The organism is Aminobacter sp. SR38, from assembly GCF_014843375.1.
Lineage (GTDB): Bacteria > Pseudomonadota > Alphaproteobacteria > Rhizobiales > Rhizobiaceae > Aminobacter > Aminobacter ciceronei.
In genome coordinates, this window is the sequence record NZ_CP062112.1 from 2,792,158 (window position 1) to 2,807,500 (window position 15,343).

At 61.8% G+C, this 15,343-nt stretch carries 11 protein-coding genes, 1 tRNA gene, 2 rRNA genes and 2 pseudogenes (1 of these 16 cut by a window edge); 13 read left to right on the plus strand and 3 right to left on the minus strand.

Features of this window, described 5'->3' with window-relative positions:
* From IG197_RS13650 to IG197_RS13710, 13 genes and pseudogenes are all read left to right on the plus strand, one after another.
* Positions 1 to 1,071, plus strand: a complete 1,071-nt coding sequence (locus IG197_RS13650; RefSeq protein ID WP_154387176.1) for an ABC transporter ATP-binding protein — start codon at positions 1 to 3, stop codon at positions 1,069 to 1,071.
* Positions 1,072 to 2,234: 1,163 nt separating this feature from the next.
* Positions 2,235 to 4,130, plus strand: a complete 1,896-nt coding sequence (locus tag IG197_RS13655; protein WP_210346914.1) for a methyl-accepting chemotaxis protein — start codon at positions 2,235 to 2,237, stop codon at positions 4,128 to 4,130.
* Between the two features lie 7 nt (positions 4,131 to 4,137).
* Positions 4,138 to 4,440 carry an STAS domain-containing protein gene (locus tag IG197_RS13660; RefSeq protein ID WP_192319482.1) on the plus strand — a complete coding sequence of 101 codons (303 nt, stop codon included), beginning with the start codon at positions 4,138 to 4,140 and terminating at the stop codon, positions 4,438 to 4,440.
* Positions 4,437 to 4,802 carry a response regulator gene (locus IG197_RS13665; protein WP_182576065.1) on the plus strand — a complete coding sequence of 122 codons (366 nt, stop codon included), beginning with the start codon at positions 4,437 to 4,439 and terminating at the stop codon, positions 4,800 to 4,802. Before IG197_RS13660 ends, IG197_RS13665 begins: the two co-directional genes overlap by 4 nt.
* Before the next feature lie 25 nt (positions 4,803 to 4,827).
* A pseudogene (locus IG197_RS13670) lies at positions 4,828 to 7,002 on the plus strand (chemotaxis protein CheA).
* A gap of 4 nt (positions 7,003 to 7,006) precedes the next feature.
* Positions 7,007 to 7,471, plus strand: coding sequence for a chemotaxis protein CheW (locus IG197_RS13675; protein ID WP_154387179.1), 465 nt, complete (start codon positions 7,007 to 7,009; stop codon positions 7,469 to 7,471).
* A complete protein-coding gene (locus tag IG197_RS13680; protein ID WP_192319484.1) occupies positions 7,468 to 8,364 on the plus strand; it encodes a protein-glutamate O-methyltransferase CheR in 897 nt (298 codons plus the stop codon). Before IG197_RS13675 ends, IG197_RS13680 begins: the two co-directional genes overlap by 4 nt.
* Positions 8,361 to 9,429: pseudogene (locus IG197_RS13685) on the plus strand (chemotaxis response regulator protein-glutamate methylesterase). Before IG197_RS13680 ends, IG197_RS13685 begins: the two are co-directional and overlap by 4 nt.
* A complete protein-coding gene (locus IG197_RS13690) occupies positions 9,407 to 9,796 on the plus strand; it encodes a response regulator (protein ID WP_067955473.1) in 390 nt (129 codons plus the stop codon). The pseudogene IG197_RS13685 and the gene IG197_RS13690 overlap by 23 nt, the downstream one beginning before the upstream one ends.
* Positions 9,797 to 9,822: 26 nt before the next feature.
* On the plus strand, positions 9,823 to 10,329 hold the full coding sequence (locus tag IG197_RS13695; protein WP_067965849.1) for a chemotaxis protein CheD: 507 nt from the start codon (positions 9,823 to 9,825) through the stop codon (positions 10,327 to 10,329).
* 61 nt (positions 10,330 to 10,390) lie between these two features.
* A complete protein-coding gene (locus IG197_RS13700) occupies positions 10,391 to 10,732 on the plus strand; it encodes a hypothetical protein (RefSeq protein ID WP_192319486.1) in 342 nt (113 codons plus the stop codon).
* Between the two features lie 108 nt (positions 10,733 to 10,840).
* The gene (locus tag IG197_RS13705; RefSeq protein WP_192319488.1) at positions 10,841 to 11,656 is read left to right on the plus strand and encodes a glycosyltransferase family 32 protein; all 816 of its coding nucleotides are present in this window, start codon (positions 10,841 to 10,843) and stop codon (positions 11,654 to 11,656) included.
* Between the two features lie 10 nt (positions 11,657 to 11,666).
* Positions 11,667 to 12,395: a phytanoyl-CoA dioxygenase family protein gene (locus IG197_RS13710; RefSeq protein WP_192319490.1), complete on the plus strand. Its 729-nt coding sequence runs from the start codon at positions 11,667 to 11,669 to the stop codon at positions 12,393 to 12,395.
* A gap of 419 nt (positions 12,396 to 12,814) precedes the next feature.
* Here IG197_RS13710 and IG197_RS13715 read toward each other — a convergent pair.
* From IG197_RS13715 to IG197_RS13725, 3 genes are all read right to left on the minus strand, one after another.
* Positions 12,815 to 12,890 (minus strand) — tRNA-Met (locus tag IG197_RS13715).
* Positions 12,891 to 13,058: 168 nt separating this feature from the next.
* A 5S ribosomal RNA gene (rrf, locus tag IG197_RS13720) occupies positions 13,059 to 13,173 on the minus strand.
* Positions 13,174 to 13,271: 98 nt separating this feature from the next.
* Positions 13,272 to 15,343: ribosomal RNA gene (locus IG197_RS13725) — 23S ribosomal RNA — on the minus strand; it runs 728 nt beyond the window's last position.

The following is a 15,343-nucleotide window of genomic DNA, read 5'->3' on the forward strand; positions in this document are numbered from 1 at the left end:
ATGGCTTCGGTTACACTCAACAAGGTCCAGAAGGATTACGGTTCGCTCAACGTGCTCCAGGCCGTTGACCTCGAGATTTCAGACGGCGAGTTCGTGGTGCTCGTCGGCCCCTCCGGTTGCGGCAAGTCGACCTTGCTGAGGATGATCGCCGGTCTGGAAGAGGTTTCGGCGGGCGAGATCCGTATTGGCGAGCGCGTCGTCAACGACGTCGCGCCCAAGGACCGCGACATCGCCATGGTGTTCCAGTCCTATGCGCTCTATCCGCACATGAACGTCGCTTCGAACATGGGCTTCAGCCTGGCGCTTCGGAAGGCCGAGAAGGGCGCGATCGACACCAGGGTCAATGGCGCGGCGAACCGGCTCGGGCTCGACAAGCTGTTGGCGCGTCTGCCGCGCCAGCTCTCCGGCGGCCAGCGCCAGCGCGTCGCCATGGGCCGCGCCATCGTGCGCGACCCTAAGGTGTTCCTGTTCGACGAGCCGCTCAGCAACCTGGATGCCAAGCTGCGCGTGCATATGCGCACCGAGATCAAGGCACTGCACCAGCAGCTCAAGACGACATCGGTCTATGTCACCCACGACCAGGTCGAGGCAATGACGATGGCCGACCGTATCGTCGTCATGCATGATGGCGTCGTCCAGCAGGTCGGCGCGCCGCTCGACCTCTACGACCGGCCCGCCAACGCTTTCGTTGCCGGCTTCATCGGCTCGCCGGGCATGAACTTCCTGCCGGCGACTGTCAGGCGGACGGGCGATGATGCAGCGGCCGTCCTGAGCGACGGCCAGCGCCTGCCCGTACTGGCCAGCCTGCCGGTTGCCGACGGTGACGAGGTGACGATAGGGTTGCGGCCCGAGCATATGCGCGTCGCCGGCGATGGCGGCATCGCCGTGCGGGTCGAGGTGGTCGAGCCTCTCGGCCTGTCGACGCAATTTTATGCCAGGCTTGCCGGCCAGCAGGCGTGTGTCTTTGCCATGGGGCGGGTCGCGGTGAAGCCTGACGACACCGTCCGGCTGTCGGTAAGTGCTGCCGACTTGCATGTATTCAATCCGAAGAGCGGCCAGCGCATCGGATAAGCTAGCCGCGAGCTGGTACCACCAGCATCCATCTTGTGAAGGCGTCGGCCAAAGTCGGCGCCTTTTTCGTTTGTGTACAAACTTTCAACGACGCCATTCATTCGTGTGGGAATGGTCCAGGCGGCATTTTCATTTGTGCACAAAGCGTCCTCGGCGGCCAGCGACGATGCGTTCTGCAACTAGACAGGAAGTAAAACGCGCGCGGATTCAACTAAGGGAAGCAGCCCGCGCGCGACCGAAGTCAAGTGCAGCAAGCGATGATTCCCCTTGTTCGGCGAATTGCAAAACTGGCTCACAACCGGCGCGCGCAGACACCAACGCCGATCGCGTGACTCAAGGTCAACTTCGGCGTCAAACCGCAAAAAAATTTGCACGACTCAGCGGAATTTCGCAGCGCATCGACCTCTGAACTCCAACAAGTCGACCGCCACCTGTGGCAAGAATGAGGCAGATCGATAGCCGCCTTTCCCCTGAGTCACCGGGCAGCAACCGTGCGAAAAAGCCGAAAATGCAGCGGATTCGACTGTCAGCGGCGGCTTACATGGATCGGTGCCGACTAGGATCGAGCCGGATTCAACTGACCAGTGATCTTGCAAGAGTACTAGTTTATCTTAAGCGCATCATTCTCAATACCGACGGCTTATCTTTCACACATTGCTTGCGCGGCGCGAATGACTCTTGCCGTACAAGTACTGATGACTCGGATCCTTGGCAGTGTTGCCGGCATTTACACTTGGGTAATTTCTTCTGAATACGTCGAGTCAACGAGATTGCTAAATTTTTAAGTACAGGGAGGGGTTCCTGTCGGCGCTCTCGGGGAATGAAGTAGCAGGCAAGACATGAGCATTTTCTAATAAGCGACGTTTGAGAAACCTCTCTTAGATCTCCTCCTTTTCGAAGCAAAACACGCGCTGGCGACGCCGCCGGCGCCATCCCCTACTCACATTCCTGCATGTCTTCAGGCGGTGCGAAGCGAAACGCTTCCCAGCGATCGGCCTTACTTTGCCGGCGAAGAAGACCTGTCGGGGCCAGGCAACCACGTTCTACCTCTACGGCAAGGAAACGCCCAATGAGTTCCACCTTCGATCCAACAGCCACCCATTACGGCGCTCCGCCGCAGAGAGGGCTTCTCCACAACCAATCTCAGCATCACGCGCAAGCTGGTGCTTGCCTTCTCGGCGATCGTCATCGTCAGCCTCGTCGTCGGCGGGATGATGATGCGCGCCCTCAGCCAGCTTGAAGCTGCCAGTGCGGAACTCGAGGTGGCCAGCCGCGTGCTTTCCACCGTCGGCAAGGCGGAAGCGCTCCACCTCGATCGATCCAACATTGCTCGAACCTACTTGCTCAATCTCAGGGAAGACGTAGCCAAGCGCTATCACGAGACCTCGAAGAACGTCGACAAGACGATCACCGAAGCTGTGAACCTGCCAATCGACGACAAGGCTGTCATCGCCGCCGTCGAGAACTTTAGGGCAATGACCGAGAATTGGCGCAATGAGGTCGGCGACCCGATGGTCCAGCTGGCCGGCAATCAAGCTACCTACGCAGAGGGCCGCGAGCGCGGGTCCTCGGTTCGGGCATCTGAGGTGCAGGCCACCGTTCGCAAGGCGGTTGCAGAGATGCAGGCCGAGATCACCCGGTGGGAGACCGAAACCGCCGTTCTCAAGAACGACGCGATCGCCACTGCACAGTATCTGCAGCTCGGCAGCGCCGGCCTGACTATCGCCATCCTCGTCGTGATCGCGCTGTGGCTCTCCAGCCAGATCGCAACGCCGGTCAACAACATGACGCAGGCGATGCGCAGCCTGGCTTCCGGTGACCTCAAGGTCGTCGTTCCGGCCATCGGCCGCCGCGACGAAGTCGGCCAGATGGCGTCCGCCGTGCAGACTTTCAAGGAAGCCGCGATCGAGAAGGTTCGTCTCGAGGCAGAAGCCGCCGAGACGCGCCGCCGCGCCGAGGACGACGCCGCACTGCGCGCCGCGCAGAAGGCCGAGGAAGACCGCCAGGACATGGTTGCGATCTCGGCACTGGGCCACGGCCTCGACGCGCTGTCGAAGGGCGACCTGATGCACCGCATCGACGCGCCGTTCCCCGACAAGCTGGTCAAGCTGCGCCAGGACTTCAACGAATCCGTTGAGAAGCTGCAGCAGACGATGCTCAGCATCACCTCCTCGGTGAAGGCGATCCACGCCGGCACCGGCGAGATCTACACCGCCGCCGACGACCTGTCGCGCCGCACCGAACAGCAGGCCGCAAGCCTCGAAGAGACCGCAGCTGCGCTCGACGAGATCACCGCGACCGTCAAGAAGACGGCCGAAGGTGCAGTGCATGCTCGTGATGTCGTCTCGACGGCCAAGACCGATGCCGAGACCAGCGGCGTGGTGGTGCGCAAGGCCATCGATGCCATGGGCACGATCGAGAAGTCGTCCGAGCAGATCAGCCGCATCATCGGCGTGATCGACGAGATCGCCTTCCAGACCAACCTCCTGGCGCTCAACGCCGGTGTCGAAGCGGCTCGCGCCGGCGACGCTGGACGCGGCTTCGCCGTGGTTGCCTCGGAGGTGCGCGCACTGGCCCAGCGTTCGGCGGAAGCCGCCCGCGAGATCAAGAGCCTGATCTCCGCTTCGACGACCCAGGTCGGCGAAGGCGTCAAGCTGGTCGCCGAGACCGGCAAGGCACTGGAGCGCATCGTTCTCCAGGTGGCCGAGATCAATGCCGTCGTCACCAACATCGCCGCCAGCGCGCATGAGCAGTCGACCGGTCTCGACCAGGTCAACTCGGCGGTCAACCAGATGGACCAGGTCACACAGCAGAACGCCGCGATGGTCGAGGAATCGACCGCGGCAAGCCACTCGCTGTCGCAGGAAACCGAAGAGCTGTCGCGCCAGATCAGCACGTTCCGGCTGGGCAAACTCTCGGTCGTCGAAGGCAGCCGCCCGGCGAGCCCCAAGGCTCCGGCGCGCGCGCCACGGCCGGAACTGAAGGTCGCATCGTCAAGCTTCGGTTCTTCCGCAGCCCGTGCGGTCGCCCCGGCGGCCGACGACTGGCAGGAGTTCTGATCGAGCCATGACCACCGTGTCCGATCCTTCACAACGGATACTCGAGCTTGCGACAGCGCTGGACTTCAGGGCGGCAGCGCCTCTGACCGAAAGCCTGCTCGCAATGCGCGGAACCGCGCTGACCATCGATGCCTCGCGCGTGGAGCGGATCGGCGGTCAATGCCTTCAGGTTCTCCTGTCGGCACAACAAACCTGGAGCGCGGATGACACCGCGCTCTCCTTCACCAACCTGACGCCCGGCTTCGTCGAAGGCCTGCGGCTCCTGGGCTTCTCGGAAGCGGATTTCACCAGGGAGGAGATGCCGGAATGAGCGCGACCATTTTGACCGTCGACGATTCTCGCACCATGCGCGAGATGCTGAAACTGGCGCTGACGCAAGCCGGCTACAGGGTCATTCAAGCCGAGGACGGCGTCCATGGCCTCGAGGTGCTGAAGACAGAGACCCCGCGGGTCATCGTCACCGACATCAACATGCCCCGCATGGATGGCTTCGGCTTCATCGAGCATGTGCGTGCAGACGACTCCTATCGCGGCATTCCGATCCTGGTGCTGACCACCGAGAGCGATGCCGAGAAGAAGGATCGCGCCCGCCGTGCAGGTGCGACCGGCTGGATCATCAAGCCATTCGATCCTGCCAAGCTGATCGACGCCATCCGCCGCGTGTCGGCCTGAACCGGGAGACATGTCCGTGGACGCAATGGCAGCGGTCAAGCAGACCTTCTTCCAGGAGTGCGAGGAACAACTCGCCGAACTGGAAACCGGCCTTCTCGCGATGGAACGCGGGGAAGCCGAACCCGACACCGTGAACGCGGTTTTCCGCGCGGTGCATTCGATCAAGGGCGGCGCTGGCGCCTTCAGCCTAGAAGACCTGGTGCAATTCGCCCATGTCTTCGAAACCACGCTCGACCACGTCCGCAACGGCGCGCTGGAACCGACGGCCGACGTCATGGCAGTCATGCTGCGCGCCGCCGACCTTCTGGCAGATCTCGTGGCGGCGGCACGCGATGGCCACACGGTCGACAGCGGCCGCAGCGAAGTGCTCGTCGGCGAGCTCACCGCACTGAGCCCCGGCGGGTGGAGGCGGAAGCCGAAGAAGAAGACGACATGAGCGACTTCTCCTTCACGCCCGTCACCGTGGCGTTCGATTTCTCGGACGCACCTGTCGATATCGGGCGCAGCTACACGATCACTTTCAAGCCCAGGCCCGAACTCTATTCCAAGGGCAACGAGACGGTGCTGGTGCTGCGCGAACTGGAACGGCTCGGCGAGCTGGAAATCAACTGCGACGCAAGCGGCTTGCCGTCTCTCGCCGAACTCGATCCGGAAGGCGCCTATCTTGAATGGACCATCAGGCTCACCACCGAAAGGGTGAGGACGCGATCCGCGAAGTCTTCGAATTCGTGGAATGGGATTCCAGCCTGACCATCCAGGCAGCCGATGCCGGTTCCTCCGATGCCGAACCCGGCGCCGACTCGACCGAAGACGCATTCGCTGCCCTGCTCCGCTCCATCCAGGGCGACGAGGCGGCTCAGCCGGCAACGACGGCGGAGATCATCCCGCTGCCATCAGCCGAGGAACGCGAGGCTGTTGCCGAAGTCGAGGCCCAGCCGACCAAGGCTGCCGCGGCGCGCAACAGCGAAGGCGGCGCCAATGCCAATGCGGGTGCCCGCAGACCATCCGCGCCGATCTCGAGCGTGTCGACCGACTTATCGACCTCGTCGGCGAGCTCGTCATCAACCAGGCGATGCTGTCGCAGCGCGTCATGGAAGCCGGACACGTACCTGGATCCGCCGTGGCCCTTGGCCTCGACGAGCTCGAGCACCTGACGCGCGAGATCCAGGACTGCGTCATGGCGATCCGCGCCCAGGCGGTGAAGTCGGTGTTCCAGCGCATTCCGCGCCTGGTGCGCGAAGTCGCCAGCATGACCGGCAAGCAGGTCCGCCTGATCACTGACGGCGAAGGCACCGAAGTCGACAAGACGGTGATCGACCGCCTGAACGACCCATTGACGCACATGATCCGCAACGCCATCGACCATGGGCTGGAAAAGCCCGAGGTGCGTATCGCCGCCGGCAAGCCGGCCGAAGGCGTTGTGCGTCTTTCGGCGATGCACCGCTCGGGCCGGATCGTCATTGAGGTTGCCGACGACGGCGCCGGCATCAACCGCTCGCGGGTCAAGGCGATCGCTGTGGAGAAGGGCCTGATCGCAGCCGACGCCGTGCTGTCCGACGACGAGATCGACAATCTGATCTTCCTGCCTGGCTTCTCCACGGCATCGGAAGTGTCGAACATCTCCGGCCGCGGCGTCGGCATGGACGTGGTCAAGCGCTCGATCCAGGGTCTTGGCGGTCGGTTGTCGATCACCTCGCGCCCCGGCAAGGGCTCGACCTTCACCATGAGCCTGCCACTCACGCTCGCCGTGCTCGACGGCATGGTGGTGACGGTGGCCGACCAGACACTGGTCGTGCCGCTGACGGCGATCATCGAGACCTTGCAGCCCAAGGCAGCCGACGTGCACGGCCTCGGCGGCGGCTCCAGGGTCATAGCGATCCGCGATGCGTTTACGCCGCTGATCGACGTCGGCCGCGAGCTCGGCTTCCGCAACACCGCCACCGATCCGCTGGCAGGCGTGGCAATCCTCGTCGAGACCGAAGGCGGCCGCCGCAGCGCCCTGCTCGTCGATACGATCCAGGGCCAGCGCCAGGTCGTCATCAAGAGCCTGGAGTCCAACTACAGGCATGTGCCGGGCATCGCCGCCGCAACCATCCTCGGCGATGGCCGCGTCGCCCTCATCATCGATGTCGACACCGTGATCGCCAATTCGCAGTCCGACGCGACCATTCTTGAACCCGTTCTTGCAGCAGCAGGGTGATGCCATGATCGAGACCACCAAACACGACAACAGCAGCCGCGAACTCATCGCGTTCCGTATCGGCGAGCAGGAATTCTGCGTCGACATCATGTCGGTGCGCGAGATCAGAGGCTGGGCACCGGCGACTGTACTGCCGAAGTCACCGCCCTACGTCCGCGGTGTCATCAACCTGCGCGGCGCGATCCTGCCGATCGTCGATCTCGCTGCCCGCCTCGGCTTCCAGCCGCCGGAGCCTACCGTTCGCCATGTCATCATGGTGGCTCAGGTCGGCACCCAGGTGGTGGGCCTACTGGTCGACGCCGTGTCAGACATATTGTCGGTCACCGACGACGCCATCAAGCCGACGCCCGACGTCGCCTCGGACATGGCCAAGACCTTCGTACGCGGCGTGCTGGCCATCGAAGGCCGCATGATCAGCCTGATCGCACTGGACAACGTCCTGCCGGCGCTTGAGCCGATCGCGGCATGACCACTCTGCAAAACATCGACAAGCCGCGCAATCAGCGCCAGAGCCTGGTCGCCGGTGAGTTCGTGCTCACCGGCGAGGACATGCGGCAGATCGCGGCGATGCTCCATGCCGACGCCGGCATCCATCTGACCGAGGCGAAGGCAGCACTCGTCTACTCCCGGCTGTCCAAGCGCCTGCGGGCGCTCGGACTGGAAAGCTTCCGCGACTACTGCGCGCTCATCGCCTCGCGCGAGGGTCTCGACGAGCGCCAGAGGATGCTGGCGGCGTTGACCACAAACGTCACCAATTTCTACCGTGAGCCGCATCACTTCGAACATCTGGCCAAGCAGGTCCTGCCGCCGCTGCTCGAAGCGGCGAGGCGCGGCGGCCGCGTCAGGATCTGGTCTGCGGCATGCTCCAATGGCGCCGAACCCTATTCGATCGCCCTGACGATCCTGTCGCTGATGCCGGAAGCCGCCAACCACGACATCCGGGTTCTGGCGACCGACATCGACCCCAACATGGTCGCGTTCGGTCGCGAGGGAATCTACAGCGAGGCAGCCCTTCGCCCGGTGCCGCCTGATTTGCGCCGGCGCTGGTTCACGCCAGTCCGCTCAGGCGACGGCAACTCGTTCAGTGCTGCCGACGAAATGCGTACGATCGTGGCTTTCCGCGAGCTCAACCTGATCGGCGCATGGCCGATGAAGGGTCAGTTCCAGGCGATCTACTGCCGCAACGTCGTCATCTATTTCGAGGAAGCGACGCAGTCGCGGATCTGGAGCCGCTTCGTTCCGCTGCTGACGGCGGGCGGCACACTCTATATCGGCCATTCCGAGCGCGTCTCAGGGCCTGCGACGGCGGATTTCCAGCCCGAAGGGATCACCACCTACAAGCTGCGCGAGGGCGCCGCATGAAGCCGGTTCGCGTTCTCATCGTCGACGATTCCGCCACCATGCGCACACTGCTTTCCGCAGTGCTGCGCCTCGACCAACCATCGAGGTCGTCGGCCATGCCGCCGACCCGCTGGAGGCCCGCGCCAAGATCAAGGAACTCAATCCCGACGTCATCACGCTCGACGTCGAGATGCCGAACATGAACGGGCTCGAATTCCTCGAGAAGATCATGCGGCTGAGGCCGATGCCCGTCATCATGGTGTCGAGCCTGACATCAAGGGATGCTACGGCCACGATCACGGCCCTTGAGATCGGCGCCTTCGACTGCATTTCCAAGGCGTCGTTCAGCGACGACCGCGCCTTCGGCACGCTGCAAGCGACGGTGAAGGCAGCAGCACGTGCCCAGATCCGCCCGTTGGCGACGAACCAGCCGAGCGACGCGCGCGAGCAGCCTGCTGCCAACGCTGACTATGTGCCCAACGGCAAGGTCGTGGCGATCGGCTCGTCGACGGGCGGCGTCGAGGCGCTGATCACCGTGCTGTCGCAGTTTCCGGAGAACTGCCCGCCCACCGTGATCACCCAGCATATGCCGGCAGCCTTTACCAAGAGCTTCGCCGAGCGCCTCAACCGCATGTCGCGGCCACATATCAGCGAGGCCGTCGATGGCGCGCCGCTGACGACCGGTCACATCTATCTCGCCCCGGTGGTGCCACGCATCTCGAGATTTCGGGGCCCGGCCAGTTGCGCTGCCGGCTGCGCAGCACCGATCCGGTCAATGGCCATCGGCCGTCGGTCGACGTGCTGTTTGCCTCGGTCGCCAAGGCGACAGGCTCGAAATCAGTCGGCGCGATCCTGACCGGCATGGGTCGCGACGGTGCTGCCGGACTGCTGCACATGCGCCAGGCAGGCGCCGGCACGATTGGTCAGGACGAGGCCACCAGCCTTGTCTACGGCATGCCCAGGGTCGCTTTCGAAGTCGGCGCGGTCGAGCGGCAGGCGCCGCTGGACAAGATCGCCTCCCATATCCTCGCGCTGACGCGCTCGAATTCCAACGGAGCTAAAAATGTCCTTCCTCGAACACTTTAAGGTCCTCGTGGTCGACGATACGACGACCAGCCGCATGCTCATCACCGATGCGCTGCAGGAGATGGGCATCCGCAAGATCGCCATCGCCAAGGACGGCGAGCAGGCGCTGCGCATGATGATGGAGCAGCCCTCGCACATGGTCATCTCCGACTTCAACATGCCGAAACTCGACGGGCTGCAGCTGCTGAAGGCGATCCGCTCCTACGGCCCGACCCGGGCGACGCCGTTCATCCTCCTGACCGGCAAGGGCGACCGCCAGCTCCTGGAAGCCGCCGTGGCACTTGGCGTCAACAACTTCCTGACCAAGCCGTTCACCACGCCGGCGCTCAAGAAGGCTATCGAAGCAATCGTCGGGATCCTTAAGTGACCCTTGTAAACCAGCGCATCACCGTCATGCGCGGCGAATACCACGTGGTCGACCGGGAGGACGTCGTGCTGACGACCATTCTCGGCTCCTGTGTCGCCGCCTGCATTCGCGATCCCTTTGCCCGGACCGGCGGCATGAACCACTTCCTGCTGCCCGGCAACAATGGCCGCTCGTCGCTCGATGCCCAGAGTTACGGCGTCCACCTGATGGAGTTGCTCGTCAACGGCCTGCTGCAGCGTGGCGCCCATCGCCACCGGCTGGAAGCCAAGCTGTTCGGGGGGGCCCGGACCATCGAGGGTCTTTCGGATATCGGCGCGATGAACGGCGAGTTTGCCGAGACGTTCCTGCGCAATGAAGGCATCAGCATCGTCGGCGGCGACCTGGGCGGCGATCGCGGCCGCCGGGTCGAATACTGGCCATTGTCGGGGCGCGCCCGGCAGGTCATGCTCTCCGGCGACAAGGGTTTTGTTGCGCCTGTTCCGCCCAAACAGCCGTTGGTCGCGCCTTCGGGCGGTTCCGTCGAGTTCTTCTGATCTTCTGAAAGGCCGTTCCGACATGCCATCGCGTGCCACTGCACTTTGCCATGAGACGCTTGTGCCCGTTTCCGAACTGCTCGGACGGGTGAGCAGCGAGTTGAATGACATCGCCGCGCAAGTGGAAAGGCTGCATCCGCTGGTTTCCGCCCAGAGCAGCCAGCTCGCCGGCAGCGACCCGCATTATGCGCAGGCGCTGCAGAACTTCGACCACATCGAGCAGAAACTTCGATGCTTAGCCGGCTATCTCGACGAAATCGGCACGGGCATGAGCCCAGTCTGGCAGCTCGATCCGCAAGCGGCCCTCGCAGCGATCACCCTTTCAGACCTCGCAGCACGCCTGGCCGGCCAGACCTCCGCGCAGCCGAACGCCGCGCCATCGGGCGATTTTGAGCTGTTCTAGCCGCGATTTTGAGCTGTATAGCCGCAACGTCCCCCCTGCCAGACCAGACAGCCCCTTCTCACGCCCACGCTCGGGCTGATAACAAGGTCGCAATCGGGGACGAATGGAATGACAAAACCGCCGCTGCGGCTTTTCCAGATCATGATCACCGACGGCGCGCAGCCGTCGCCAGCGACAACGGCCAGCTTCGCGCGCAACGTCGAGTCGTTCAGGTCGACCTATCCCGACGCTGAGTACCGGCGCTACGACAACGAAGAACTGACCGCGTTTCTCGCCGCCAGCTATCCCGAACCGGTACTGCAGGCTTATCAAGCGTTGACGCCTTACGCTTTCAAGGCGGATCTGGCGCGCTACTGCCTGCTGCATAGCTATGGCGGGCTCTATTCCGACCTGTCCTATCTCCACCTGCGCCCGATCGCGATCGGGAGCCGCTGCAAGATGGTGGTTTTCCGCGACATATCAGGCCACCCCTCCTGGGCGACGAGCAATGCGCTCATCTATGCTGAAGCCGGCAATCCGGTTCTGGCGCGGGCGATCGACCGCATCGTCACGCATTTCAACGCCCGCTTCTATGGCCACTCGTCGCTGGAACCGACCGGACCCTATCTGTTCGGGCGCGTTCTGGCCGAGACGTCCGACTGGCGCTCGATCACCTTCGGCGACTCGCCGCGGCTGAACACCGACCGAACCGGCAGGGTCAACATCGTCAAGATGATGCCGTCCGGAGAAATCGTGGCCATCCGCAACAAGACAGCGGAAGGCGAGTTCAGCGATCTGGTGCCATCAGGCGGAAACAACTACAACCGATTGTGGAGCGAACGGCGCATCTGGGGCGAGCCGGACACGCGTGGCCTGATCGAGCGACTGCGCTTCGATCTCAAGGCGAAGCGGGTGCGCAAGCGCCGATCGCTGAAGCAGGGCTGAGCTGGGGTGCATGGATCCGAAACTGACCAACCTGAGCCTGAGAGACGGTTATTGCGTTCTGCCGCAAGTCTTCGACAAAGCCGAAATCGAGGCATTTCGCCAAGCTGCCGTCGACAATCTCGGCAGCATGGGACAGACACGTAACGTCGCCCACTCCTACCATCTCGCCGGCTTTCATCGCTTTCCAGCCTTGGCGGCAGTCCACGCCAGGATCGCTGCCGACGAGACGATCAACCGGTTCCTGCAGGCCTATTACCAGGACATCCGGTATTTCGCCCTTGGCTTGAGCGACATTACGGTCAATCGTTCCCAACACTGGCACACCGATCTGCTGCGTGGGCGCTACAGGGGTTTCCTCAAGGATTGCGATCCCTGGGCGGAGACGGCCGGATGCCTCAAGGCACTGGTCTATCTGCAGGACGGCGCCAGCCTTCGGATCCTGCCAGGCTCGCATCTTACGCCCACACCGCTCGATGACACACGGCTCGAAGCCCTTGCGGAAGCGTCGGCCGCGGACGTCGTTCGCATCGACGTTAGGGCCGGCGACGTGGTTATCATGGACATCCGCGGGCTGCATCGCGGGTCGACTGATGCAGATATGGCAAGCGCGGAGCTCGCCGCGCGGCCGAAGATCCTGGTGTCGACGGTGTTCGGTGGTGTCCGCTCGGCCTTTTCGCAGGCGATGCAGATCGGCAATGCGCATAGGATGGCCGACTGGGACAGGCGCTATTTGGCTTAGGCCTTCAGGAGCATGAGGCGGACGGGCGGAGCAGGTTTGGTCGAGGCCTGCCAGCTCGAGCTCCGGCGACCTTTGCCGGCGCGGACCGTGCAGCACTTTCAGCTGTCGCGTCACCAGCGTCCAGCCACGACAGAGCCGTCGGTGGTTTTGACCTTTGGGGGCTTTTGATTGTTGGGTCTGCGGCTTTGGAGGCCGCCTCACGCTTCAAGCTCGGGCTGTCACGTGGTTCGAGACAGCAAAAAGCCCGCCGTGGTTTTCACCTTGGCGGGCTTTTATTGTTGGTTGCGGGGACAGGATTTGGCTTTTTGTCCCGCGTCGTCGGCTTTGGCTCCTAGCGGGCCCCTGATGCAGGTTCAACTCGACCGTCACCTGCGTCCAAATACCAAAACAGCCCAGGCAAGCTGGGCTGTTTTGGTATTTGGTTGCGGGGACAGGATTTGAACCTGTGACCTTCAGGTTATGAGCCTGACGAGCTACCGGGCTGCTCCACCCGCGCCACCGGACATTTTGCGACAGGCAAAACGTCCTTTTCAACGCTTTCCGACTTTTGCCACGGGCAAAATGTCTTTGTCTGGCTTTTGCCAAAGGAAAGGGCCGCTTACGCGGCCCGTCTACCCGTTGGCGGGCCTTTTGTATCGAGAAGATTTAACATGCGCTTGGCAGACCTGGCAGCGACTTACTCTCCCGCGTCTTGAGACGAAGTACCATCAGCGCTGGAGCGTTTCACGGCCGAGTTCGGAATGGGATCGGGTGCAGCCGCTCCGCCATAACCACCAGGTCGGCAAAGCGCATGTTAATCGAGAAGCTGTTTTGTGCTTTTGTCGTTTTCGTGACGATCCCTTTGGGATCGCACTGCGATGAACATAAGGAATGAGAACGATCAAGCCTATCGAACTATTAGTACCGGTAAGCTTCATGCGTTGCCGCACTTCCACACCCGGCCTATCAACGTGGTCGTCTTCCACGGTTCTCAGGGAATACTCGTTTTAAGGTGGGTTTCCCGCTTAGATGCCTTCAGCGGTTATCCCGTCCGGATATAGCTACCCTGCTATGCGGCTGGCGCCACAACAGGTCCACCAGAGATCCGTCCATCCCGGTCCTCTCGTACTAGGGACAGATCCTTTCAATATTCCTACACCCACGGCAGATAGGGACCGAACTGTCTCACGACGTTCTGAACCCAACTCACGTACCGCTTTAAATGGCGAACAGCCATACCCTTGGGACCTGCTCCAGCCCCAGGATGCGATGAGTCGACATCGAGGTGCCAAACAACCCCGTCGATATGGACTCTTGGGGTCATCAGCCTGTTATCCCCGGCGTACCTTTTATCCGTTGAGCGATGGCCCTTCCACACGGGACCACCGGATCACTATGACCGACTTTCGTCTCTGCTCGACTTGTCAGTCTCGCAGTCAGGCGGGCTTATGCCATTGCACTCGACGACCGATTTCCGACCGGTCTGAGCCCACCATCGCGCGCCTCCGTTACTCTTTAGGAGGCGACCGCCCCAGTCAAACTACCCACCATACATTGTCCCGGACCCGGATAACGGGCCGCGGTTAGACATCCATAGAGATAAGGGTGGTATTTCAAGGGTGGCTCCACCAAGGCTGGCGCCCTGGCTTCAAAGCCTACCACCTATCCTACACATGCCACTACGAATGCCAATGTAAAGCTATAGTAAAGGTGCACGGGGTCTTTCCGTCTAACCGCAGGAACCCCGCATCTTCACGGGGAATTCAATTTCACTGAGTCTATGCTGGAGACAGCGGGGAAGTCGTTACGCCATTCGTGCAGGTCGGAACTTACCCGACAAGGAATTTCGCTACCTTAGGACCGTTATAGTTACGGCCGCCGTTTACTGGGGCTTCGATTCAAAGCTTGCACCTCTCCTCTTAACCTTCCAGCACCGGGCAGGCGTCAGACCCTATACGTCGTCTTGCGACTTCGCAGAGCCCTGTGTTTTGATAAACAGTCGCTACCCCTGGTCTGTGCCACCCTCACCCTGCTTGCGCAGGAAAGGGTCACGCTTCTTCCGAAGTTACGCGTGCAATTTGCCGAGTTCCTTCAGCATAGTTCTCTCAAGCGCCTTGGTATACTCTACCAGTCCACCAGTGTCGGTTTCGGGTACGGTCTATAAGGAGGAGCTATTTCCTGGAACCACTCCGCTGCAGGGATCAATCCAATAAGACCCCACAACATACGTGATCCGTCACTTCCTCCAGGCCCACGAATATTAACGTGGTTCCCATCGTCTACGCATTTCTGCCTCGACTTAGGGGCCGGCTAACCCTGCTCAGATTAGCTTTAAGCAGGAACCCTTGGACTTTCGGCGGGGTGTCTCTCACACCTTACGTTACTCATGTCAGCATTCGCACTTCTGATACCTCCACCGCCCCTCACAGGTACGGCTTCGTCAGCTTACAGAACGCTCCGCTACCGCTTGCAGCAAGCTGCAAACCCTAAGCTTCGGTGTATGGCTTTAGCCCCGGTACATTTTCGGCGCAAAGACCCTTATTTAGACCAGTGAGCTGTTACGCTTTCTTTAAATGATGGCTGCTTCTAAGCCAACATCCTGGTTGTTTTGGGATCCTCACATCCTTTCCCACTTAGCCATAACTTGGGGACCTTAGCTGTAGGTCAGGGTTGTTTCCCTTTCACGACGGACGTTAGCACCCGCCGTGTGTCTGCCGACTAGTACTCCCAGGTATTCGGAGTTTGGTTAGGTTTGGTAAATCGGTGAGATCCCCTAGCCCATCCAGTGCTCTACCCCTGGGGTATTCGGTCGACGCTCTACCTAAATAGATTTCGCGGAGAACCAGCTATTTCCGAGTTTGATTGGCCTTTCACCCTAGCCACAAGTCATCCCGAACTATTGCAACAGTTATGGGTTCGGACCTCCAGTAAGTGTTACCTTACCTTCATCCTGCTCATGGCTAGATCAC